This window comes from Mucilaginibacter sp. P19, from assembly GCF_050632265.1.
GTDB classification, from domain to species: Bacteria; Bacteroidota; Bacteroidia; order Sphingobacteriales; family Sphingobacteriaceae; genus Mucilaginibacter; species Mucilaginibacter gossypii.
Window position 1 is genome coordinate 6,096,025 of sequence record NZ_CP192586.1, and the last position, 20,292, is coordinate 6,116,316.

The 20,292-nt window shown below is 41.6% G+C and carries 20 protein-coding genes and 5 pseudogenes; 17 read left to right on the top strand and 8 right to left on the bottom strand.

What is annotated here, in order from left to right:
- Positions 1-141 precede the first annotated feature (141 nt).
- Together ACQ86K_RS29935 and pfkA are read left to right on the top strand one after the other, a co-directional pair.
- Positions 142-1,773, top strand: a complete 1,632-nt coding sequence (locus tag ACQ86K_RS29935) for a protein-disulfide reductase DsbD family protein (protein WP_431199301.1) — start codon at positions 142-144, stop codon at positions 1,771-1,773.
- 146 nt (positions 1,774-1,919) lie between these two features.
- Entirely contained in the window at positions 1,920-2,897 is a 978-nt protein-coding gene (pfkA, locus tag ACQ86K_RS29940; RefSeq protein WP_090532241.1) for a 6-phosphofructokinase, read from the top strand.
- Positions 2,898-2,952: 55 nt separating this feature from the next.
- Here the strand turns inward: pfkA and ACQ86K_RS29945 are convergent, their stop codons facing one another.
- Together ACQ86K_RS29945 and ACQ86K_RS29950 are read right to left on the bottom strand one after the other, a co-directional pair.
- Complete coding sequence (locus ACQ86K_RS29945) at positions 2,953-4,305, bottom strand: PAS domain S-box protein (RefSeq protein WP_143020744.1); 1,353 nt, start codon at positions 4,303-4,305, stop codon at positions 2,953-2,955.
- A 54-nt stretch (positions 4,306-4,359) separates the two neighbouring features.
- Entirely contained in the window at positions 4,360-4,896 is a 537-nt protein-coding gene (locus tag ACQ86K_RS29950) for a 5' nucleotidase, NT5C type (RefSeq protein ID WP_091167152.1), read from the bottom strand.
- 231 nt (positions 4,897-5,127) lie between these two features.
- Between ACQ86K_RS29950 and ACQ86K_RS29955 the strand changes: the two genes are divergently transcribed.
- From ACQ86K_RS29955 to trmD, 8 genes and pseudogenes are all read left to right on the top strand, one after another.
- A complete protein-coding gene (locus tag ACQ86K_RS29955; RefSeq protein ID WP_091167150.1) occupies positions 5,128-5,649 on the top strand; it encodes a 30S ribosomal protein S16 in 522 nt (173 codons plus the stop codon).
- 122 nt (positions 5,650-5,771) lie between these two features.
- The gene (gene rimM, locus ACQ86K_RS29960) at positions 5,772-6,299 is read left to right on the top strand and encodes a ribosome maturation factor RimM (RefSeq protein WP_091167147.1); all 528 of its coding nucleotides are present in this window, start codon (positions 5,772-5,774) and stop codon (positions 6,297-6,299) included.
- A gap of 158 nt (positions 6,300-6,457) precedes the next feature.
- Positions 6,458-6,892 (top strand): hypothetical protein, encoded by a 435-nt coding sequence (locus ACQ86K_RS29965; RefSeq protein ID WP_091167138.1) that lies wholly within the window; start codon positions 6,458-6,460, stop codon positions 6,890-6,892.
- A gap of 68 nt (positions 6,893-6,960) precedes the next feature.
- Positions 6,961-7,398 (top strand): hypothetical protein, encoded by a 438-nt coding sequence (locus tag ACQ86K_RS29970; RefSeq protein WP_112653360.1) that lies wholly within the window; start codon positions 6,961-6,963, stop codon positions 7,396-7,398.
- Positions 7,395-7,595, top strand: coding sequence for a helix-turn-helix transcriptional regulator (locus tag ACQ86K_RS29975; RefSeq protein WP_176625861.1), 201 nt, complete (start codon positions 7,395-7,397; stop codon positions 7,593-7,595). Before ACQ86K_RS29970 ends, ACQ86K_RS29975 begins: the two co-directional genes overlap by 4 nt.
- A 16-nt stretch (positions 7,596-7,611) precedes the next feature.
- Positions 7,612-8,001: a VOC family protein gene (locus tag ACQ86K_RS29980; protein ID WP_431199302.1), complete on the top strand. Its 390-nt coding sequence runs from the start codon at positions 7,612-7,614 to the stop codon at positions 7,999-8,001.
- A gap of 153 nt (positions 8,002-8,154) precedes the next feature.
- Positions 8,155-8,526: a VOC family protein gene (locus ACQ86K_RS29985; RefSeq protein ID WP_413323181.1), complete on the top strand. Its 372-nt coding sequence runs from the start codon at positions 8,155-8,157 to the stop codon at positions 8,524-8,526.
- Between the two features lie 106 nt (positions 8,527-8,632).
- Positions 8,633-9,312 (top strand): annotated as a pseudogene (trmD, locus tag ACQ86K_RS29990) (tRNA (guanosine(37)-N1)-methyltransferase TrmD).
- Here trmD and ACQ86K_RS29995 read toward each other — a convergent pair.
- Positions 9,309-10,382 (bottom strand): hypothetical protein, encoded by a 1,074-nt coding sequence (locus tag ACQ86K_RS29995; RefSeq protein WP_431199303.1) that lies wholly within the window; start codon positions 10,380-10,382, stop codon positions 9,309-9,311. The pseudogene trmD and the gene ACQ86K_RS29995 overlap by 4 nt on opposite strands.
- Positions 10,383-11,515: 1,133 nt before the next feature.
- On the opposite strand from ACQ86K_RS29995, the pseudogene rplS reads away from it, so the two are divergent.
- A pseudogene (gene rplS, locus ACQ86K_RS30000) lies at positions 11,516-11,862 on the top strand (50S ribosomal protein L19).
- An 826-nt stretch (positions 11,863-12,688) separates the two neighbouring features.
- On the opposite strand, the pseudogene ACQ86K_RS30005 reads toward rplS, so the two are convergent.
- The 4 genes and pseudogenes from ACQ86K_RS30005 to ACQ86K_RS30020 all read right to left on the bottom strand — a co-directional run.
- Positions 12,689-13,342, bottom strand: a pseudogene (locus tag ACQ86K_RS30005) (phosphatidylserine decarboxylase family protein); the annotation flags it as partial.
- 26 nt (positions 13,343-13,368) lie between these two features.
- Positions 13,369-14,175, bottom strand: coding sequence for a phosphatidate cytidylyltransferase (locus ACQ86K_RS30010; protein ID WP_431199304.1), 807 nt, complete (start codon positions 14,173-14,175; stop codon positions 13,369-13,371).
- A complete protein-coding gene (locus tag ACQ86K_RS30015) occupies positions 14,172-14,384 on the bottom strand; it encodes a DUF2007 domain-containing protein (protein WP_091167115.1) in 213 nt (70 codons plus the stop codon). The genes ACQ86K_RS30010 and ACQ86K_RS30015 overlap by 4 nt, the downstream gene beginning before the upstream one ends.
- Positions 14,385-15,329 (bottom strand): lysostaphin resistance A-like protein, encoded by a 945-nt coding sequence (locus ACQ86K_RS30020; RefSeq protein ID WP_431199305.1) that lies wholly within the window; start codon positions 15,327-15,329, stop codon positions 14,385-14,387.
- 39 nt (positions 15,330-15,368) lie between these two features.
- Between ACQ86K_RS30020 and dusB the strand changes: the two are divergent.
- Both dusB and apaG read left to right on the top strand, forming a co-directional pair.
- Positions 15,369-16,360 (top strand): annotated as a pseudogene (dusB, locus tag ACQ86K_RS30025) (tRNA dihydrouridine synthase DusB).
- Between the two features lie 45 nt (positions 16,361-16,405).
- The gene (apaG, locus tag ACQ86K_RS30030; RefSeq protein ID WP_090532292.1) at positions 16,406-16,792 is read left to right on the top strand and encodes a Co2+/Mg2+ efflux protein ApaG; all 387 of its coding nucleotides are present in this window, start codon (positions 16,406-16,408) and stop codon (positions 16,790-16,792) included.
- Positions 16,793-16,996: 204 nt separating this feature from the next.
- On the opposite strand, the gene ACQ86K_RS30035 is transcribed toward apaG, so the two are convergent.
- Positions 16,997-17,704 (bottom strand): zinc metallopeptidase, encoded by a 708-nt coding sequence (locus ACQ86K_RS30035; protein ID WP_256337406.1) that lies wholly within the window; start codon positions 17,702-17,704, stop codon positions 16,997-16,999.
- Between the two features lie 171 nt (positions 17,705-17,875).
- On the opposite strand from ACQ86K_RS30035, the gene ACQ86K_RS30040 reads away from it, so the two are divergent.
- The 4 genes and pseudogenes from ACQ86K_RS30040 (at position 17,876) to ACQ86K_RS30055 (ending at position 20,181) form a co-directional block, all read left to right on the top strand.
- Complete coding sequence (locus ACQ86K_RS30040) at positions 17,876-19,018, top strand: NAD(P)/FAD-dependent oxidoreductase (protein ID WP_431199306.1); 1,143 nt, start codon at positions 17,876-17,878, stop codon at positions 19,016-19,018.
- Positions 19,019-19,434: 416 nt separating this feature from the next.
- Positions 19,435-19,668, top strand: a complete 234-nt coding sequence (gene rpmB / locus ACQ86K_RS30045; RefSeq protein WP_022830076.1) for a 50S ribosomal protein L28 — start codon at positions 19,435-19,437, stop codon at positions 19,666-19,668.
- An 82-nt stretch (positions 19,669-19,750) separates the two neighbouring features.
- A pseudogene (rpmG, locus tag ACQ86K_RS30050) lies at positions 19,751-19,932 on the top strand (50S ribosomal protein L33).
- Positions 19,933-20,016: 84 nt separating this feature from the next.
- Complete coding sequence (locus tag ACQ86K_RS30055) at positions 20,017-20,181, top strand: DUF4295 domain-containing protein (protein WP_090532298.1); 165 nt, start codon at positions 20,017-20,019, stop codon at positions 20,179-20,181.
- The last annotated feature ends 111 nt before the right edge of the window (positions 20,182-20,292 follow it).

Below are 20,292 nucleotides of genomic sequence, written 5' to 3' on the forward strand. Positions count from 1 at the left end.
CACCTTAACAGTAGTCATGAAATTATTAAATAAAGGTGCTTACCTGCGCGCCGGGCTTATCACATTAGTCACTATCATCATCTTTAACATAGCCGGGGCAAACCCGGTTTATGCTGTGCAAAAAAAGCAGCCGATACATCTGTGTCAGCTGCCGATGTTACATTTACAGATATCCCCACCGCTGCCGATAGCGTAGCCATCAGGAAAAAGCAAGCCGATTCCGTAAAAAAGGCAGAAGCGGCAAAAACATCAAAGACGCCCGCAGCTGCTTCAAAAACAGCAGAAAAACCAAAATCACTTTGGCAAATCTTTATTGAAGGTTTACTGGGTGGCTTTACCGCGGTAATTTTGCCTTGTATTTATCCTTTACTGCCTTTAACAGTAAGCTTTTTTACCAAAAAAAGCGGCAGCAAAAGCAAAGCTGTTATGCAATCGCTCATATATGGGGTATCAATCATTGTAATTTATGTTACGTTAGGGTTGCTGATCTCCATTATTTTTGGTTCGGATGCACTCAATGAACTGGCAACGAACGGCATATTTAATATTTTCTTCTTTTTGCTGCTCATTGTATTTGGCATTTCCTTTTTGGGGGCGTTTGAAATCACACTACCAAGTTCGCTGGCCAATAAACTGGATGCAAATTCGGATAAAGGCGGTCTTGCAGGTATCTTCTTTATGGCTTCAACATTGGTTGTTGTTTCGTTTTCATGTACAGGCCCTATTATAGGAACATTGCTGGTTGATGCAGCCTCAAAGGGTGATCGCCTTGGCCCGGCAATGGGTATGTTTGGCTTTTCGTTAGCATTAGCTTTACCATTTACCATATTCGCTTTATTCCCTTCAGCACTTAAAACACTTCCGAAATCAGGCGGATGGCTTAACAGCGTTAAAGTTGTATTGGGTTTCCTTGAGCTGGCATTTGCATTGAAGTTTTTATCAAATGTTGACTTGGCCTACCACTGGAACTGGTTTGACCGCGAGATATTTTTATCGTTATGGATAGCCATTGGCTTACTGATCGGGCTTTACCTCATCGGTAAGATCAAGTTTTCGCATGACAGTGATGTAAAGTACCTTACTATTCCGCGTACATTCCTCGCCATAATTGTATTTGCATTTGTTATTTACATGATCCCTGGCCTATGGGGAGCGCCTCTAAAATCCATAAGCGCTTTTTTACCTCCTGAAGCTACGCAGGATTTTAACCTTTCAAATATTCCGGATGGCTCGGGTTCAGCTTTAGCAAGCCCGTCGGCCACAATCCCAGCAAGCATTGGCGAACGTAAATATGCCTCCAACTATACCCGTATCAAAACCAAAGGGCTGGATGCATGGTATGATTATGACCAGGCTTTACAGGTATCAAAGGCCCTGCATAAACCGATACTCATTGACTTTACTGGCTTTAACTGTGTTAACTGCCGTAAAATGGAAGCCAACGTATGGTCAGATCCGCAGGTGTTTAGCCGCATTAAAAATGATTTTGTGCTGCTGCAGCTGGTAGTTGATGACAAAGCAGAATTACCTGCGGCGGAACACTTTGTATCAGATTACAGCGGTAAAAAGATCACTACACTTGGCGGTAAATGGAGCAACCTGGAGGCGCAGCGCTTCAACTCCAATTCGCAACCGTTATATGTCATGCTTGACAGTGACGGCAACCTGCTAAAAGATGCGTCGGGGGCCGAAATCCCTACCTCACCTGCAAATTATGACATAGCCAACTACCTTAAATTTTTGGATAGCGGCGTAGCGGCTTACAAAAAATAGGGATCGGGTTTAAAAAATAAGTGTAAATTCGCGCAAAATTCAAATTTTGTGCTTTATTGGTTAGGCGCGGCGTTTGAATAATGAACAATATTTACAACCCTAATTAGTTATGAATAGGTTAGCCTGTTTATAACCAAAACAAAAAAATGACTCAGATCAAAAATATCGGCGTTTTTACTTCGGGTGGTGATGCCCCCGGAATGAACGCTGCCATAAGGGCGGTTGTACGTGCCGCCATGTATTACGGAATTGAAGTCACTGGGATCCGCCGTGGTTACGACGGCATGGGCAAAGGTGATTTTTTTACCATGAACCGTAAATCCGTTTCAAACATTATCCAGCGTGGCGGTACAATCCTTAAAACTGCAAGGTGTGATGAGTTCAGAACACCCGAAGGTCGTAAGGCAGCATATGAGCACCTGGTAAAAAATAAAGTTGACGCATTGGTAGCCATTGGCGGCGATGGTACTTTTACCGGCGCTAAAGTTTTTGGCAGCGAGTATGATATTCCGGTGGTTGGTTTACCAGGTACAATTGACAATGACCTTGTAGGCACCGATTTTACCATTGGTTACGATACCGCCATTAATACTGTTGTTGACGCCGTTGACAAGATCAGGGATACTGCAGAATCGCACGACCGTTTATTTATTGTTGAAGTAATGGGCCGCGACTCGGGCCTGATTGCTTTACGTACAGGTATTGCTACCGGTGCCGAGGCTATCCTGATCCCCGAAAGCAAAACCGGGCTCGAAGGTTTGTTAAACCGTCTTGAATTTGGCCGTAAAGATAAAACATCGCGTATAGTAATTGTTGCCGAGGGTGAAGATGCGGGCGGCGCGTTTGAAGTGGGCAGGTTAGTGCAGGAAAAGTTCCCTAATTATGATACCCGGATCTCTATTTTAGGTCACATACAACGCGGCGGAGCACCAAGCTGTATGGACAGGGTATTGGCAAGCCGTGTCGGCGCTGCCGCAGTCGAAGCTTTGAGAGACGGGCACCGCAACGAAATGATAGGCCTCATCAATGGTGAAATTGCTTATACCCCATTTGAGCATGCTATTAAACACCATCAGGGCATCGATCCAAACATGATCAAACTGGTTGAAATGCTTTCTATGTAATTTAAGCTAAAACGATAAATAAAAACAGCCCCGCCTTAATCAAGCCGGGGCTGTTTTATTTGGCAATGGTGCTGTCAACAACAAGTCTTATCGCTGTATCAATTTCGGCACTCACGGTAAACAGGTGCGCTATGATCTCCTTATTTTCGGGGTTAAAGAAATCTTCATGATCCATTAAGCTGATAAGCCCCAGCATGCTTGCCACCGGCCGGCGTAACTCATGCGAGCTTAAAGAAGCTATGTTTCTTAAACGATCGTTCTGGCTAACAAGCTCTTTCTGTATTTTGAGCCGTTCGGTAATATTATGGCCAAAACATCCGGCACCTATTACGTCGCCGGTTGCGGTATAAATAGGATTAAAACTCACTTCGTAATACAACCGCTGCCCATTTACCGGATCTATGCTTTCACTGATAATATCATACCGTTCTCCGCTTAAAGCACGGTTATAGTAAGCAGTCCAATCGTTAATTAATTGCTTGCCAAAGCCCTTATGTTTATAGGAGTATTCACCTTTAAAAGGTTTTTGGCCCGTTAAATGAGTCACCTGCTCAACATAGGCCTGGTTCATGTACAAATAACGCAACTCCTTATCAACCGACCAGATATGGTCCCGGGTATTATTGATCAATGCTTCAAGGCTGTCTTTCATATGCAAAGCCTCCTCGCGCATTTGTATTTGCGGAGTAATGTCCCTGCCTATACCCTGTATCTCAACTACCACTCCGTTATCGTCGGCGATGGATACAAACTCCCATTCGGTATCATGCAGGTTCCCATTTTTAGCAGGCTTTTTGTGAGCGAGCCTGACGATCTTGCCGGGATTATTAATACATTCCACAAAAGCGTCCTGGCACAGCTGCGCATCCTGCGGAATGGTTGTTTTTGAAAAATGATGCCCTATTATGTCAGCCTCATCATAACCGAAGGTTTTAAAAAACCGGCGGTTAGCAAAGCTAAATCTGCCATTGGTATCTACCCTCACCAGGAAATTGGTTTGCGAATCAATAAGCGAATTGAGGAACTGCTCGCTCAGGCCGGGTTTAATAAAAGGGATCGGGGTACGAACACCTTCCAGGGCAGAGGTAATGTTACTTAATATAATTTTATGCCCGGTAAGCCCATCAGTAGTAAGTGTCCGTTTTTCGGTTAGCTGCTTTTGGCCGGCCTCCAGTGGATACGTTATTTGGATCGACTCGTTCATAGCAAGCCCTTCAGTAAGTTGCTTTACACCGGCAAACGTTTCAGGTTTTACCAATCCAATCAAAAAATCAACATTTTGACGAAGGTGATCAGCGCCGACCTCAAAAAGGTTGTAAAAGCTTTCACTTACAAACAGGTATTTCTGTTCATCGATATCAAAAACAATTGTACAATTTCCGGTTGCAGCCGGGTTTGGGTTAAACATATAAAAAAGCTGTGAATACTTAAAGATATGGCTATTTACATGATAAACAAACAACTACAATAATTTCGCTGCAACTTCCTTCCAGGTATTTACCCGCTCATAGTCGGTAAGCAGCATGTTATGCGGCGAAGTATACAGGATCTTCCGGCCATTAAACGTGGCGAAGTTTTTGATCCGGTCATCTATCATGATATCCACGTCCAAAATCTTGTGCCCGCAAAAAATTATGTTTGTCCACGAAATAAATGGAAAATGTTCTTCCAGCCATTCCTGCTTATCCTCCAGCGAGTACTTGAACTCCATAGCAGCCGATGCTATGTACACGTCGTACTTTTCGTGCAGGGCCTTTACTACTTCCTGTGCATCCGGCATTACCGGGATATCCCTGAAAAAACCCCGTTCATTAATATAAACCCTTAGGGTTTCGCTTAAGTGCGGCGGCAGGATCTCCCTAAACTCCTTACCCTCCATATTGCCCAGGCTTATTTCTTCACCATGCCTTTCTTTATACATACTGATGAATTTGCCAATGGTATCGGCAATAACTTCATCCATATCAATAGCTACCCGTATTTTTCTGTTGATGCTCATGGCTGGTAAGTTCCGATTTTTTTAAATTATTGCAATGTTAAGTTTAAAAAACAGCTAAATAAACCGAATCAAGTCCTGCAAAAACAGCCATTCACCAGTCAACCCAATCAGCCATTCACTTCAACCATAAATAATTAATTATCAACCATTTTTAATTATGATAAAAATTAATACCTTTGCATCCCCGCAGAAAGAACTCCGGGGATAATGTTGAATACATAAAAATTTACAATGGCAACTAAGATCAGACTACAAAGACACGGTAAAAAAGGCAAACCTTTTTATTACATCGTAGTAGCAGACTCACGCGCTCCACGTGATGGACGCTTCATTGAGCGTTTAGGTTCATACAACCCAAACACTAACCCAGCAACTATTGACATCAATTTCGACAAAACTTTAGATTGGGTTAACAACGGTGCCCAGCCTACCGATACTTGTCGTGCTATCCTTTCATACAAAGGTGTACTGTACAAAAAACACTTACAAGGTGGTGTTAAAAAAGGTGCTTTAACCGAAGAGCAACTTGAAACCAAATTTGCTGAATGGTTGGATCAAAAAGACAGCAAAATCACTGGTAAAAAAACCAGCCTTAACGTTGCTAAAGACGAAGCCCGTAAAGCCGCTTTAGCTGCTGAAGCTAAAAAGAGCGAAGAAAAAGCCGCTGCTATTGCTGCTAAAAACGCTCCTGTTGCTGAAGAAGAAGCTCCTGCAGAAGATGCAGCAACTGAAGAAGCTGAAAGCGCAGAATAATTTTGAAAAAAGCGTACAGAACGCAGGAAAAGTAATTTATCTTGAATCTATACGTTTGATTTCTTAAATCCGAATAATGGCGAGGCAAACAGCTTCGCCATTATTGTTTAATTATATTTTAAATGAAAACTGAAGAGCATTTCAGGATAGGCAGCGTACTAAAAACCAAAGGCTTAAAAGGTGAACTACAGATCTACGTTGATTTTGATGGCATTGAAGCCATTAAATTTAACGCAGTGTTTATTGACATTGCGGGTAAAATGATCCCTTATTTTGTATCATCAATAAAGTATCTGCAAAAAAACAACGCCTACTTAAACCTGGAAGATGTTGATACCATTGAAAAAGCATCAACCCTGGTAAAGCGGGATATCTACCTGCCCGCTAAGCTAAAGCCAAAAAAGAAAAAGAACGAGTTTACCCTGAATGACGTGGAAGGCTTTATCGCTATAGATGAAACCCACGGTGAACTGGGCGAAATATTATCGGTGCAGGAATATCCGCAGCAATTGATAGCCACAGTTAAATACAAAAATAAGGAAGTACTTTTTCCGCTTAACTTAGAGATAATTAAAGGTATTGATGTTGAAGGCGGTGAGATTTACATTGACCTGCCCGAAGGGTTGCTGGACATTTACCTGGAAGGCTAAGTTTGATAGTCAAGACTTTTAGATTAAAGAAATAAGATTCCCCCATGCCCGTGTCCTCACGGGCATTTTTCATTTAACGGGATTTTAAAAAATATTTGTCAAATATATTTGACTTTTGTAAAGTTTACTTTACTTTTGGTAAGCCAAACTTTACAATCATGAAATCACGTTTTTTATTTCCGCACTATTGTCGATTAATCGGTTACTTGTGTTTTGTCATAGATATATTAAAAGCCGTTGCTTTAAAATTTATTTATCCCAAGGGCTTCGCCCAAACAGGAGATACTCCCAATATCTGGATGAATATCACAAACGACTTTAATATTATCATCGTTATCATCGGATTATTGCTTATAGCTTTCTCCAAAGAAAAAGATGAAGATGAGCATATTTCACAGCTGCGGTTGGACTCATTACAATGGGCGATATATGTAAACTATTGCCTTTTTCTGATCTTAGTCGTTTTGATACATGGCTTTAAATTTCTTGAAATCGTAGCCTACAATGTCATTACCCCTTTGATATTCTTTATCATCCGGTTTAGATGGAAGGTTTTTTTATTAAACAGAAGCCTCGCAAAAGAATCAAATTAAACTATAGTTGATTGAATAAGAAAAATTTAGAATACAGCCATCTTGTGTTTCGAGCAAATTTTACAATCATGAAATCACGTTTTTTATTCCCACACTGGTTCAGGTATCTGGGGCTTGCGCTGTTCCTGATCCATATTCCCATCGTAATGTTTAAAAAAGAAATGGGCTTTAGCATGAATGAAGAGACCGTGAGCGACGACCTGTTTAACAGCCATCATATCTTTTTCATGACTACCACACTGCTCATGTCCATAGGTTTATTCTTTATCGCTTTCGCAAAAGAACGCATTGAAGACGAACAGATCTTTAAACTCCGGCTCGACTCATTGCAATGGGCCATTTATGTAAATTATATACTTTTGGTTGTGAGTTTAATATTAAGTAAAGACACCGAACATATTTTGTTTTTAAATTTATTGGTACCGCTTGTGTTTTTCATTGTGCGTTTCAGGTGGAAAATTTTTCAGAACAACCGTCTCATCAATAAGGAAGAGGGGCAGGCATGAAAAATAACATCAGGGTTGAGCGGGCCATCAAAAACATAACCCAGGCCGAACTTGCAGAGCTTATCGGGGTGTCGCGGCAAACCATCAACACTATTGAGAGCAACCGGTATGTGCCATCTACCGTGCTGGCTTTAAAAATAGCCCGTGTATTTGGCAAACCTGTTGAAGATGTTTTTTCCTTAGATGAAGAGGATTAATTAAACCAATATAACCATGGCAACAAAACCAAGCTTCGCACCGCAGTTAGCCATTCCGCATGGTGTAACCGATATCAGCTTTTACATTAGGGCTTTGGGCGCGGTAGAACTCAGGCGTTTTAGTAATGATGATGGCAGCATCCACGTATCGGAGCTTTCGATAGATGGCACCATTTTTCATTTACATGAGGAAACCGAACGAACGGCTGTGCTTTGCCCCGATACCACAAAGGCTACCACTGTAACCATCGGTGTTTTTGTTGATGATGTGCATGCGGTGATGGAAGCTGCGAGGCAGGCAGGCGCAACAATAGCTTCGGAAGTAACAGACTGGGACTATGGTTACCGCCAGGGTGACTTTATCGACCCTTTCGGGCATCGATGGATGATTGAGAAGGTTATTTAAACAAAATACTTTTATAAACCATGTCATTGCGAGCGTAGCGCGGCAACCGCACGGAAGCATATCCGCCCTGTATAGCATGCGATTGCCACGTCGTTCCTCCTCGCAATGACATAATTTTTGCGTAGATTTTAAAACACTTAACCCAATAACCCCATGGCAAAGCAACCCACCTACGGCAATGGCAAAATATGTTATATCGAGATTCCAGCTACTGATATCAGCATATCCTCAAAGTTTTTTGAAACTGTTTTCGGCTGGCACATCCGTACGGATAATCACGGCTCCGCCTCGTTTGATGACGGCGTAGGAGAAGTAAGCGGCATGTGGGTAACCGGTCGCGAACCGATGGGCAAAGCAGGGTTACTGATCTCCATTATGGTTGATAATGCAGAAGCAACACTTAAACTGATAGAGGCTAACGGAGGTATCATTGTTCAACCCATTGGTAAAGATTTTCCTGAGATTACCGCACATTTTACCGATCCGGCGGGTAATTTATGGGGAATTTATCAGCATAGAGGATAGTCATAGAAGCAAGATTGCACGACTCAGGAATCAAGACAATTTCGGAGAGAGGACATTTTTCAGTAATCTTGCATCCTGATTCTTTTATCCTGAGTCTGAAGAAAATATGCGTTTCGATATCATTTCTGTATTACCCGGTTTGCTTGAAAGCCCTTTTGCACATTCTATTTTGCAGCGTGCGCAGAAAAAGGGGATTTCTGAAATTGTTGTTCATAACCTTAGGGATTATGCCACCAATAAGCAAAAAAGCGTGGATGATTATCCTTACGGTGGCGGCAGCGGTATGGTGATGACCATTCCACCTTTTGCGGCATGTATTGAAAAACTAAAATCAGAGCGTGATTATGACGAGATCATCTTCATGTCGCCCGATGGCGAAACCCTCAATCAGGCTATCGCTAACCAGCTTTCCATCAAAAAAATATCATTATCCTTTGCGGTCATTACAAAGGTATCGATCAACGCATCCGCGACATTTATGTAACCCGCGAGATCTCGATAGGCGATTATGTACTTTCGGGAGGCGAACTGCCCGCAGCCGTACTGGTTGATGCCGTAGTGAGGCTTATCCCGGGGGTGTTAAGTGATGAAACATCTGCATTGTCTGATTCGTTCCAGGACGACCTGCTGGATGCCCCTGTTTATACCCGTCCGGCCGACTGGAACGGGCACAAGGTCCCCGAAATACTTTTAGGAGGCAACACACCCGAAATAGAAAAATGGCGCCATGAGCAGGCATTAGAGCGTACAAAAGCACGACGGCCCGATCTTTTGGATAAAGATTAAACAGCCGTTTCTTTAAACTTAAGGCTCATTTTTGGAAGTTTATCAATAGCACAGGCTATCCAAAAAAACAGTATCGGCACTACAACATCCAATTGCCTCACGTAAGCACTTGCAAAGCCGCTAAGCAAAAAGTAAACCGTAAAAAGCAGCATGGTTAGCTTAACCGGATAGATGACCTGCTTTCGGTTAATTACATTTATGACCAAACAAATAACGGAAGCCCACAAAAGCAAGGATCCTGTAATAATGTTGCTTATTGTTTGGGTAACCTGATAGGTATATGAATAAGGAAAATCAAAAAGCATTCGCGAGATGTTGTAGAAGTAATTTTTTACAAATTTTTTAGGGGCGGATTTGATATTTCTGATTGCCGCTTTTTTAAAAAGTTCATCCTGCTCAACACCTTGATGGGCCATAATAAAAGATATCTCTTTGGCATGATTTGCTTGCAGCAGCGAATCGCCTTCGGTTGATTTAAACGGCATCGGGAGTATTGAGTTAGACAGATAGGGAGCCTTCCAATCGCCATATTCCAAATCATAAGGCGAACTCATCCAGTACAAACTCATCCCTCCGGAATTTCCCCAGTAAAAAACCTTTCCGGTAAGGTGTTGGGTATAGGAAAGATAGGGCACTGTGGTAAGCAAGGCTATAGCGAAGATATATACCGCTTTAATACAAGATGTTCTTATCGCTTTTATGATACTTAACAGCAAACAGATGATAAAACAAAGCAATATTACATAACCAAAAATGATTTTGGTTAAGGCCAGGAAACCAATCAGAAAACCTGAAAGTACAAGGTATATTGTTTTATGCTTCACAAAATACAAGGTGACGCTGTATACAATACTTACTATTAAAAATGAAGTAAAAACTTCAGTATAAATAGCGGGCAAAAACTGGTAAAGATTAATATAAAATGCCCATATAATGGCAAATAACATGGCAAGCTTTTCCTTAACCAGATAGCGCAGGGCCTGATACAAAAACACGATCGACAGGTAAAAGAAAAGCACGTTTAATAAGGGATACCAAATAACCGGTAAATGCAAAGCGGCACAAGGCATAAGTACAATAGGATAACCCGGACCGCTCCACAAATTAATATCAGGCGCGGGGGCGAGTAAAAACCATGAATTAAGTTGGATGCAAAACCAACGTACCTGGGCTCATCGCCATATAACACAGGATATTTAAATTTCAATACACGATAAACGTAATAAACAAGGAACGGTAAAAATAGGAAATAGGGGCTTTGCTTTACATTAAAACGCATATGATATGGCATATATCAATGATACCAATTTATGGCCTATCTCCGGATATAATTATTCAAAATTCAACGCTTTGTTAAAAGGCAACCATAAACACTCGCACTCTGCAGCGATACGCGCATCAATTTTGCATTTAACCTGCTTTTAATTGGACTGATCTACACACTTATAGCTTACTTCACCGAGAAGAGACCCGTGCTGGGAATTATTGAAAAATAAAAAGCCGATTTATGGCATTACGAAATATACGATGATTCGAAATGCCTTATCAATCTTAACCCTTTTACGCTGCAAACAAGAAAAGCAGCAGGATAAACGATCATCAATGCGCCGAAGGACGGCGCGCTGAAAAACCTAACCAGATAGCTAACAATAAAAATTGCATTGACAATTATTGAGAAAACCCACCCAACCGGGTTGAGGACATTATCTGTGTTAGTCGTCTGTCGATAGTAAATATATTGCAATGCTATACCAGATAACATTAAGCTTAGGACTATCCAATCGTAAGTATCTCTAAAAGAGTTTTGTTCCAACTTATTAAAGGTGATAAAAATAACGCCTCCCGCAATAACTGTTGGTATAAGGTTGATAAAGAATAACCACCTGGCAATATTGGAGGCTCTTGCAATAATTGAATCAATTGAGTTGCGCATGTCAGGCTTGGTTAGCATTGGCAATTTAATCAAAAACATGAGTTTAATAACATCGCCAAAGCGGCAATAGGTTTAACATTGCTGTCCAATTTTAAAAAGGGGTGGTTAACCCACGCAAACATCCCCTTATCTTTGCTAAAACCACAACCTACTGTTAATAAAAAAACTAAATGTGGAAATTTTTAAATTTGGCTTTCTTTTATTGAAAATAATCCCTATACTTGCAATCCGATTTTTACGGGCTAAAAATCGCATTAAGAGCTTAAAATCATGGATTTAGTAAAATTTGTTGAAGAGCAATCAGTAGAAAAAAGCAGCTTCCATCCTTCAAAGCTGGTGATACTGTAAGTGTTCACTATAAAATCAGAGAAGGAAATAAAGAACGCGTTCAGGTTTACCAAGGTGTTGTTATTCAGCGTAACAGCGTTGGTGTAAGCGAAACTTTTACTGTGCGTAAAGTATCAAATGGCATTGGCGTTGAGCGTATCTTCCCTGTTAACTCTCCAAACATCGACAAAATCGAAGTTAACAGCGTTGGTAAAGTTCGTCGTTCTAAACTGTACTACCTGCGTGCCCTTACTGGTAAAGCAGCTCGTATCAAATCAAAACGCGTTTAATTTACCCAACCGCTTAGCGGTATATAAAAAATTAAAAGGCCTTTCTGAAGTAATTTCGGTAAGGCCTTTTGCTATGTGATGGTTTTTGAAAAACCGTCCTCTTAATCTATTGATTTTCAAATACGAAGGCAAAGGCAAGCTATCAAAGTAAACTACCGCGGGTTTGTAACCCGTGGTGAACCATGGCTTAAGCTTTCAGCTTAAGATGCCACTGAAGCTGAAAGCTTCAATCATGCCGAATCATGGGTTACGCTATCGCTAAACCCGCGACAGCGTTTTTTATTCCAATAAATAAAATTGCCATTTCGAGTGAGCAGGGAAGGATTCGCAACGGGGCGAAAGAGAAACCTTATACGCCTTGCTAAGCCACTGTAAACGTTAAAGCATGGTGTAGAAGATTTCTCCTCACACCATTACTTTACCCTCCGCCTGTTCGTCGAAATGACAACAGGTTTTGCTTATGTAGATTGCATGGCACAAGCAACTATCCGGGCACAAAAAAAGCAGATGAGTTCCCCATCTGCCTTTCTTTATATAAAACGTACGCTAATTATTCGCTATCCGCTTCCTTTGCCGCATCACCACTATCACCTTTTTTTGCTTTTGATGCAGTTTTTTTCTTAACAGGTTTCTCTGCGGCGCTTTCTTCCACTGCCGGATTTTCAGCTGTCTCAGGGTGATCAACTACCAGCGAAGGAGCCGGCGTAATGCTATTCATGGTTGGCGTTTCTTCTACCAAAACGGCTGGTTCAACAGGTGCTGCAGGCGGCTCGGGAACAACAATGACATCAGGTTTCGCAACTTCTTTTAAAGGCTCAGCGTCAACCAGCTCGGCTAAAATGGTACGACCGCCTTTTACTACATCGCCAATATTTACCAGGATTTTAGTACCTAAGGGCAGGAAAACATCCACCCTTGATCCAAACTTGATAAAGCCAAACTGCTGGCCCTGATCAACAACATCGCCTTCTTTAACATACCATACAATACGGCGGGCCAGCGCACCGGCTATTTGCCTGAACAATACGGTTACACCTTTGCTGTTTTCAATGGCTATAGTTGTACGCTCGTTCTCTGTTGATGACTTAGGGTGCCAGGCCACGAGGTATTTACCCTTGTGGTATTTAAAATAACTCACAACACCAGCAATTGGGTTGCGGTTCACGTGTACGTTAACCGGCGACATGAAAACCGATAATTGAATACGTTTATCTTTTAAAAATTCGGTTTCTTCAGTTTCTTCAATCACTACAACCTTGCCATCGGCAGGGCACAGAATAGTATTTTCGGCGGTTTCAATATCAAAGAACGGACTGCGGAAAAACTGCAGGATGATCAAAAATAAAGCACCCGAAAAAATATAAACTATCCATTTCAGCGTATGCGCAGTTGGCATGTAAAACTGGATGAGCGCATTTAAAACAAAAATGAACAGGATAGTAATAGCGAGTGAGGTATAGCCTTCTTTATGTATGGTCATTATTTATTGTGTTTAATACAAAACTACTAATTTGAAATTAAGTACAGGTATGCATATACAATTGGCGCGGCCATCAGCAAGCCGTCAAACCTATCAAGCAGGCCGCCATGGCCTGGTAATATGCCCCCCGAATCTTTTACGTTGAGGCTGCGCTTGAACATGGATTCAACCAAATCGCCCATGGTACCGAAGTTTGAGATAATAAGCGACATAATGATCCAGTCAAAGCAGTTGTACTCTGTATAAAAATGGCTCAAAATATATGCCGCAAAAGCACAGATCAGGATGCCGCCGATAAAGCCTTCCCATGATTTTTTAGGCGAATGCCTTTCGAATAACTTGTTACGGCCAAATTTGCTGCCCACCAGGTAAGCTCCGGTATCATTGCTCCACAGCATAATTAAAAAGCCAAGCGGCACGTGAAAGTTAAAAACACCATCGCCACGGGTAAAAGCCATCGCATGAAAAAACATGAACGGCACAACAGCCATCAGCAAACCCAAATAAGTGAAGCCAATATTAGTGAATGGCGCGGTAGATTTTTTATATAACTCGCCTATCGGAATAAAACTAAGCAGTACGGGTAGCAGTATAATGTATTTATATGCCGGGAAATAGCAGTTAGCCGCAAAAAAGAAGAACATGATTACGCCGGCAAGTGCCCCGGTAAAACGCTCGGGCTGCATACCGCCCTGTTTAACCAATTTGTAAAATTCCAAAAGGCAAAACAGACTCAATAACAGGTAAGAAACACTAAATACATATGGGCCTAATAAATTAGACCCAATCATTACGATAATAAAAAATAAGCCAGTGATGGCGCGTTGTTTCATATATTAATTTGATTGAGGATCATGATCTCAATAGCCTTACTAAAATCCTCCTGGTGAATATAAACCTCTATTTCGCCAAAGTTGCGGTGCGATGAATCCTGTTTATTCAGCAAAACGGTATCAATATGATTCCCGGTAAGCATTTGCTTAACAATTTCTGATTGGTAAAAATTAGTTGAAGTAAAAATTTTGACCCAGTTTTTTTCCATTTAACTCAACAGCGGGCTTTTTCCTTTAGCAGTATTTCTGTACATAAAAAGCAAAATTAAAATAATTATCAGGCTTAAAGCATAGCTCTGGTAATTAAATACGTGCTGATCATTAGGATCAAGGGTAATGCGCTTTTGCGAATACAGGTACAGGATCACCACCTGGGTGGCATTGTTTAAAAAATGCGCCCAAACGCTTGTCCAGATACTGCCGCTCCACATTACAAAATAGCCAAAAAACACGCCCAGCGCCACACGCGGTAAAAAGGTAAAAAACTCCATATGAAAGGCACTGAAAAGGATAGCAGTAATCCAGATTGCTGCATGCGGATTTCCTGTCCACCGGATCATGATGGTTTGTAAGCATCCCCTGAATAAAAACTCTTCGGCGATAGCAGTTAATAGTCCAACTACTAAAACCGCAAAAAGCATATCTGATACCGTTTTCATTTGAAGCATGGCTTCTGTAGCCTTCTGGGCCTGGGCTTCCATGGCCCGCAAGGCATCCTCAAGGCCTTTCAAAGAAGCAGGCAAAGCCAGTTTCTGGTTAACATTTACCAACACTTCCATAACCGGCGATGAGCAGATCATGATGGACAGGATCAGCAGTAACAGCACCGGCGGAAATTTGGGGGTAACCTTCAAATAATCTATAGGCTCCTTTACTATAAAGCGCGCAAAAATTACAGGGGCAAGATATAAGGGCAAGGTAGTACTGATAATTTGCAGCGTCCATAAAGCGGCACCAACATGCGGGTTTCGGGTATTAAAAGTAAACGTATCAGTAAGCGTTTGTGACCCAAATATCACCCCGATAATTCCGGCGGCTATTAAACCGCACACAATCAGCATCCCTATAGTTAGCGCAATCAGTATTATAAATTGTAAAAACGGCGTTATTTGACTTCCCTGTGGCTGAGGGCTTTGATATGAGGCTTTTATCATTCGATGTAAAATTCGTATTTTTGCAGGCTAAAGATAAGGATGTCTGTACAAATAGGAAATATTGATTTAGGTGAGTTCCCGCTGCTGCTGGCGCCGATGGAGGATGTGAGTGATCCGCCCTTCCGCTATGTGTGTAAGCAAAACGGCGCGGATATGATGTATACAGAGTTTATTTCAAGCGAAGGCCTGATCCGCGATGCGGCAAAAAGCAGGCAAAAGCTGGATATTTTTGAATACGAAAGGCCTATCGGCATCCAGATCTTCGGCAGTGATATTGACCACATGCGCGAAGCTACCGAAATAGCTACGCTGGCCAATCCCGATTTAATGGATATTAATTATGGCTGCCCGGTAAAACAGGTGGCCTGCCGCGGTGCCGGCGCAAGCCTTTTGCAGGATATTGATAAAATGGTAGCCATGACCAAAGCGGTTGTTGAGGCCACACATTTACCGGTAACCGTAAAAACCCGCCTGGGCTGGGACGATAACACTAAAAATGTTTACGAAGTTGCCGAACGCTTGCAGGATGTGGGGATCAAGGCACTTACCATACACGGCCGTACCCGCTCGCAGATGTATAAAGGCGAAGCCGATTGGTCGTTGATCAGGGATATCAAAAAAATCCGCGGATAAAAATCCCCATTTTCGGCAATGGCGACATCGATTCGCCCGAAAAGGCTGCCGCATGGCGTATGGAATATGAGGTTGACGGCATGATGATCGGTCGTGCGGCGATTGGTTATCCATGGATTTTCCGCGAAATAAAGCACTTTTTTAAAACCGGCGAATACCTGGATAAGCCAACAATTGCCGAGCGCGTTGCAGCCTGCCGGGCCCATTTATACAAATCAATAGAGTGGAAAGGCCCTAAAACGGGCATTTTTGAGATGCGCAGGCATTACTCTAACTACTTTAAAGGTATAGATCATTTCAAAGAGTTCAGGATGCGTTTTGTTACTGCCCCTGACCTTGAAGCAGTTGACCAGATATTGGCCGAGATCGAAGAAAAATATGCCATCGAAATGGCTTAATATTTGCTCCCTTTCCATATATTTGAAATAAACGATACTTGTCACATGGTTACCACTATAACTGAGGGTGTTAAGGTTTCCATCGAAACCATATATCAGCCGGAGTATTCAAACCCGGCAAACGATCATTTTATGTTTGCCTACAAGGTAAGCATCGAAAATATGACCAACTACGCCATCAGGTTGATGAGCCGTCACTGGTATATATTTGACTCAAACGGTGCAAAGCGCGAAGTGGAAGGCGAAGGTGTAGTAGGTCAGCAGCCTGTTATTGAGCCGGGCCATACCCATGAGTATGTATCAGGCTGTAACCTTAAAACCGACATGGGCAACATGAAAGGCGAATACCACATGATCCGCCTGTTGGATAACGCCAACTTCAATGTACAAATCCCTGAGTTTTATCTGATAGCGCCATATAGATTGAATTGATAAAGAGGCAAGAATTCAAGAAACAAGTAAAGAAGCAAGAAGTCAAGATTCAAGAGAAAAGAGAAAGAATTTAAAAATAGAAAAGCCCTAACTGAATAATCGGTTAGGGCTTTTCATTTGACATCAACGCAAAAGACTTCTTTTTCTTGTCTCTTGAATCTTGATTTCTTGCCTCCTGGCTCTTGACTTCTTGCCTCTTGAAGCTTAATTCCTCCTATTAAACAAAAATGAAGCATAGTAAACCAGCGTAGCCAACGCGCTCAACGCGGCAACTACATAGGTCATGGCAGCCCACCAGAGGGCGTCTTTTGCCATTTCATGTTCTTGTCCGGTTTGTACTACAGCATAATTGTTATCCAGCCACGCTAACGCCCGTCGACTTGCATCAAACTCAACCGGCAGGGTTATAAAGCTAAAAAATGTAACCAATGCAAGCGCGGCAACACCAACCGCCAAAACATAAGGGCTACCCGAAAAGAATAACAGCATAATGCCGATGAACAAAGTCCACTGGGTAATAGTTGATGCCACGTTGATAACGGGCACCATAGCCGATCTGAAACTTAACCAGCCATAAGCCTCGGCGTGTTGTACGGCATGGCCGCATTCGTGTGCGGCGACAGCGGCAGCGGCAATGCTGCGGCTGTAAAAAACATCGGTGCTCAGGTTCACTGTTTTTGTTTCGGGGTTATAATGATCCGTAAGCTGTCCTTCAACACAAATTACCTGTACATCAAAAATACCATGCGCACGCAGCATCTTCACGGCTACTTCCTGTCCCGATAAGCCAGACATTAAGCCAATTTCAGAATACTGCTTAATTTTACTCCTGAACCGCCATTGTACAATAAAGCTTACCAGGGCAACAATAATCATCAGGAACCAGGCCGAGTTCGGCGCGATGTATCCCATAATTAATGACATGTGATTCATATGATTGATAAATATTAAGTTAAAACTAAGTAGGTTGAAACCTTACAAACGTTACAGCGCTTGTTCAAAAACTATTCCGCTTTAAGCAAAAAATTTTAAAAGCATTAGGTTACCTCAAAGTTTTTGCTTCCCGAATAGCTATTTTTGAACATGTTGGAGCCATCATTTTCATACTGGGAGCGTACAGCCTTTACTGATAATGCCGATGTTATCATTATTGGCAGCGGACTTGTTGGCCTTAGCGCCGCCCTTCAGTTAAAAAAACAACAACCAACCTTAAAAGTTTTAGTGTTGGAGCGCGGCTTCTTACCGTCAGGTGCCAGTACTAAAAACGCTGGTTTTGCCTGTTTTGGTACAGTTTCGGAACAAATTGAAGCAATAAATCATTCATCAGAAACAGAGGCCATGCACCTGGTAGCTTACAAGTGGAAAGGGCTGCAACGTTTAAGGGAAAATTTGGGTGACGCTAACATCGATTATTATCAATATGGCGGGCATGAACTGTTTATGGATCATGAGGAAACCCATGCACGTAATTGTATTGATCAAATAGACCACCTTAACAAATTAATACAACAAGCTATAGGCCGGGCTGACATTTATTCAGTAGCCGATGAAAAAATTGCAGATTTTGGCTTCAATAAAGTGAAGCATATCATATACAACTCTTTTGAAGGGCAGATCCACACAGGCAAAATGATGCGTGCTCTTTTATATAAAGCATACCAACTTGGCGTATTGGTACTTAACAATTGTAGTATTTCCGTTATCGGGCAGGAAGATCAGCACATCAGGCTAAGTACCTCGCAAGGTATTTTTAAAGCGGGCAAAGTGATCCTGGCTACCAATGCCTTTGCAAGCCAGCTATATCCTCAGCTCGATGTAGTGCCCGGCCGCGGACAGGTAATGGTTACCAGGCCTGTTCCCGGGTTAAAACTTAAAGGCACTTATCATTTTAATCAGGGTTATTACTACTTCCGCAATATTGACGGGCGGGTATTGTTTGGCGGCGGCCGTAACCTCAATTATAAAGCGGAAGAAACCTGGGATTTTGGCCATACCGATGAAGTTAAACAGCAATTGATAAACTATCTGAACGAGGTGATCCTCCCTGGCCAAAATGTAGAGATTGATTATTGGTGGAGCGGCATCATGGGTTTCGGGCAGGAGATCAGCCCGATAGTAAACCAAGTACGACCTAATATTTTTTGCGCTGTGAGATGCAATGGCATGGGCGTTGCCATGGGGAGCTTGGTAGGTGAGGAAGTGGCAGAGTTGTTACTTAATTCGTAAGTAATTGATTTTAAGAACCCGATAATTGTGATATAAAACTGCCTCTCAGCACGTCATTGAGCCTACATCCAACGGAACTCCTGAGCGGAGATAAGGTAAGAAGCCCGGGCCGAACCAGCGCGCTATAATCACTGATTAAAATTATTTGCCGATTTTGTGTGAACCCGATTTGATGAAACTAAAAGAATTCATCGAATTTATTTAGCATTTTGTTAATTGATCCAATTACAGGATCTGGGTTCAGACAACAGTAAGCACAGGTAAAAATAACCTGTTATTAGCTAAATAGATAAGCGCCTTGCACTGCTGTAAATCTTTTTTGAAAATTTTTCAAATCACTGTTGAATATTTGATTTAAAAGTCTGATATTTGCAAACTCTTTTTGGATAAAGGGTTGATAATTAAAAATATTTGTCATGTCAAGAATTTGTGATCTAACAGGAAAAGGATCTATCGTAGGTAACAACGTTTCAAACTCAAACGTTAAAACAAAACGCAGGTTTCATCCTAACTTGAAACTTAAAAAGTTTTATATTCCTGAAGAAGATAAATGGATTACCTTAAAGGTATCTACTTCTGCTGTAAAAACTATCAGCAAAAACGGTATTACCGCCTGCATCAATAAATTTGTTAAAAAAGGCTACATTTAGTAGTTGGCTTTCAAGTTTAGCAGTATAATAAAATTGAAAAATTACGTAAGCCGTGAGGTGACACGTACAACATAAAAAGAAAATGGCAAAAAAAGGCAATAGGGTTCAGGTGATTTTAGAGTGCACCGAACACAAAACAAGCGGTATGCCAGGCATGTCTCGCTATATCACCACTAAGAACAAAAAAATACAACTGAAAGATTAGAGTTGAAAAAATTCAACCCTGTTTTGAGGAAAGTAACCGTTCACAAAGAGATTAAATAATTAGTTGACCGGATTGATTGGCTCATTAAGTTTTAATTTGATATAGCCAACTCAATTAATTCACTAAATCAATAATTAAACAACATGGCAAAGAAAGTAGTTGCAACGCTGAAAGTAGCAGGTAAAGGCAAAGAATATTCAAAAGTGATCACCATGAATAAATCACCTAAAACTGGTGCTTATTCATTCAAAGAGCAAATTGTCCCTAACGATTTAGTTAAGGATGCAATTGCAGGTAAAACTATATAATCACTCTTTGATTAAAATATTGAAGCCGTCTTGTTTTAACGAGAGGGCTTTTTTTGTTGAATGTTGTCTGAATCAGAATTTACAGAATTAATAAATTGACAGAATGCTGTT

Bases quoted from the DNA above. Each gene is read 5' to 3' on its own strand.
- pfkA (WP_090532241.1), top strand. From the start codon at position 1,920: ATGACTCAGATCAAAAATATCGGCGTTTTTACTTCGGGTGGTGATGCC.
- ACQ86K_RS29945 (WP_143020744.1), bottom strand. From the start codon at position 4,305: ATGTTTAACCCAAACCCGGCTGCAACCGGAAATTGTACAATTGTTTTT.
- ACQ86K_RS29950 (WP_091167152.1), bottom strand. From the start codon at position 4,896: ATGAGCATCAACAGAAAAATACGGGTAGCTATTGATATGGATGAAGTT.
- ACQ86K_RS29955 (WP_091167150.1), top strand. From the start codon at position 5,128: ATGGCAACTAAGATCAGACTACAAAGACACGGTAAAAAAGGCAAACCT.
- rimM (WP_091167147.1), top strand. From the start codon at position 5,772: ATGAAAACTGAAGAGCATTTCAGGATAGGCAGCGTACTAAAAACCAAA.
- ACQ86K_RS29965 (WP_091167138.1), top strand. From the start codon at position 6,458: ATGAAATCACGTTTTTTATTTCCGCACTATTGTCGATTAATCGGTTAC.
- ACQ86K_RS29970 (WP_112653360.1), top strand. From the start codon at position 6,961: ATGAAATCACGTTTTTTATTCCCACACTGGTTCAGGTATCTGGGGCTT.
- ACQ86K_RS29975 (WP_176625861.1), top strand. From the start codon at position 7,395: ATGAAAAATAACATCAGGGTTGAGCGGGCCATCAAAAACATAACCCAG.
- ACQ86K_RS29980 (WP_431199302.1), top strand. From the start codon at position 7,612: ATGGCAACAAAACCAAGCTTCGCACCGCAGTTAGCCATTCCGCATGGT.
- ACQ86K_RS29985 (WP_413323181.1), top strand. From the start codon at position 8,155: ATGGCAAAGCAACCCACCTACGGCAATGGCAAAATATGTTATATCGAG.
- ACQ86K_RS29995 (WP_431199303.1), bottom strand. From the start codon at position 10,382: ATGCCTTGTGCCGCTTTGCATTTACCGGTTATTTGGTATCCCTTATTA.
- ACQ86K_RS30010 (WP_431199304.1), bottom strand. From the start codon at position 14,175: ATGAAACAACGCGCCATCACTGGCTTATTTTTTATTATCGTAATGATT.
- ACQ86K_RS30015 (WP_091167115.1), bottom strand. From the start codon at position 14,384: ATGGAAAAAAACTGGGTCAAAATTTTTACTTCAACTAATTTTTACCAA.
- ACQ86K_RS30020 (WP_431199305.1), bottom strand. From the start codon at position 15,329: ATGATAAAAGCCTCATATCAAAGCCCTCAGCCACAGGGAAGTCAAATA.
- apaG (WP_090532292.1), top strand. From the start codon at position 16,406: ATGGTTACCACTATAACTGAGGGTGTTAAGGTTTCCATCGAAACCATA.
- ACQ86K_RS30035 (WP_256337406.1), bottom strand. From the start codon at position 17,704: ATGGGATACATCGCGCCGAACTCGGCCTGGTTCCTGATGATTATTGTT.
- ACQ86K_RS30040 (WP_431199306.1), top strand. From the start codon at position 17,876: ATGTTGGAGCCATCATTTTCATACTGGGAGCGTACAGCCTTTACTGAT.
- rpmB (WP_022830076.1), top strand. From the start codon at position 19,435: ATGTCAAGAATTTGTGATCTAACAGGAAAAGGATCTATCGTAGGTAAC.
- ACQ86K_RS30055 (WP_090532298.1), top strand. From the start codon at position 20,017: ATGGCAAAGAAAGTAGTTGCAACGCTGAAAGTAGCAGGTAAAGGCAAA.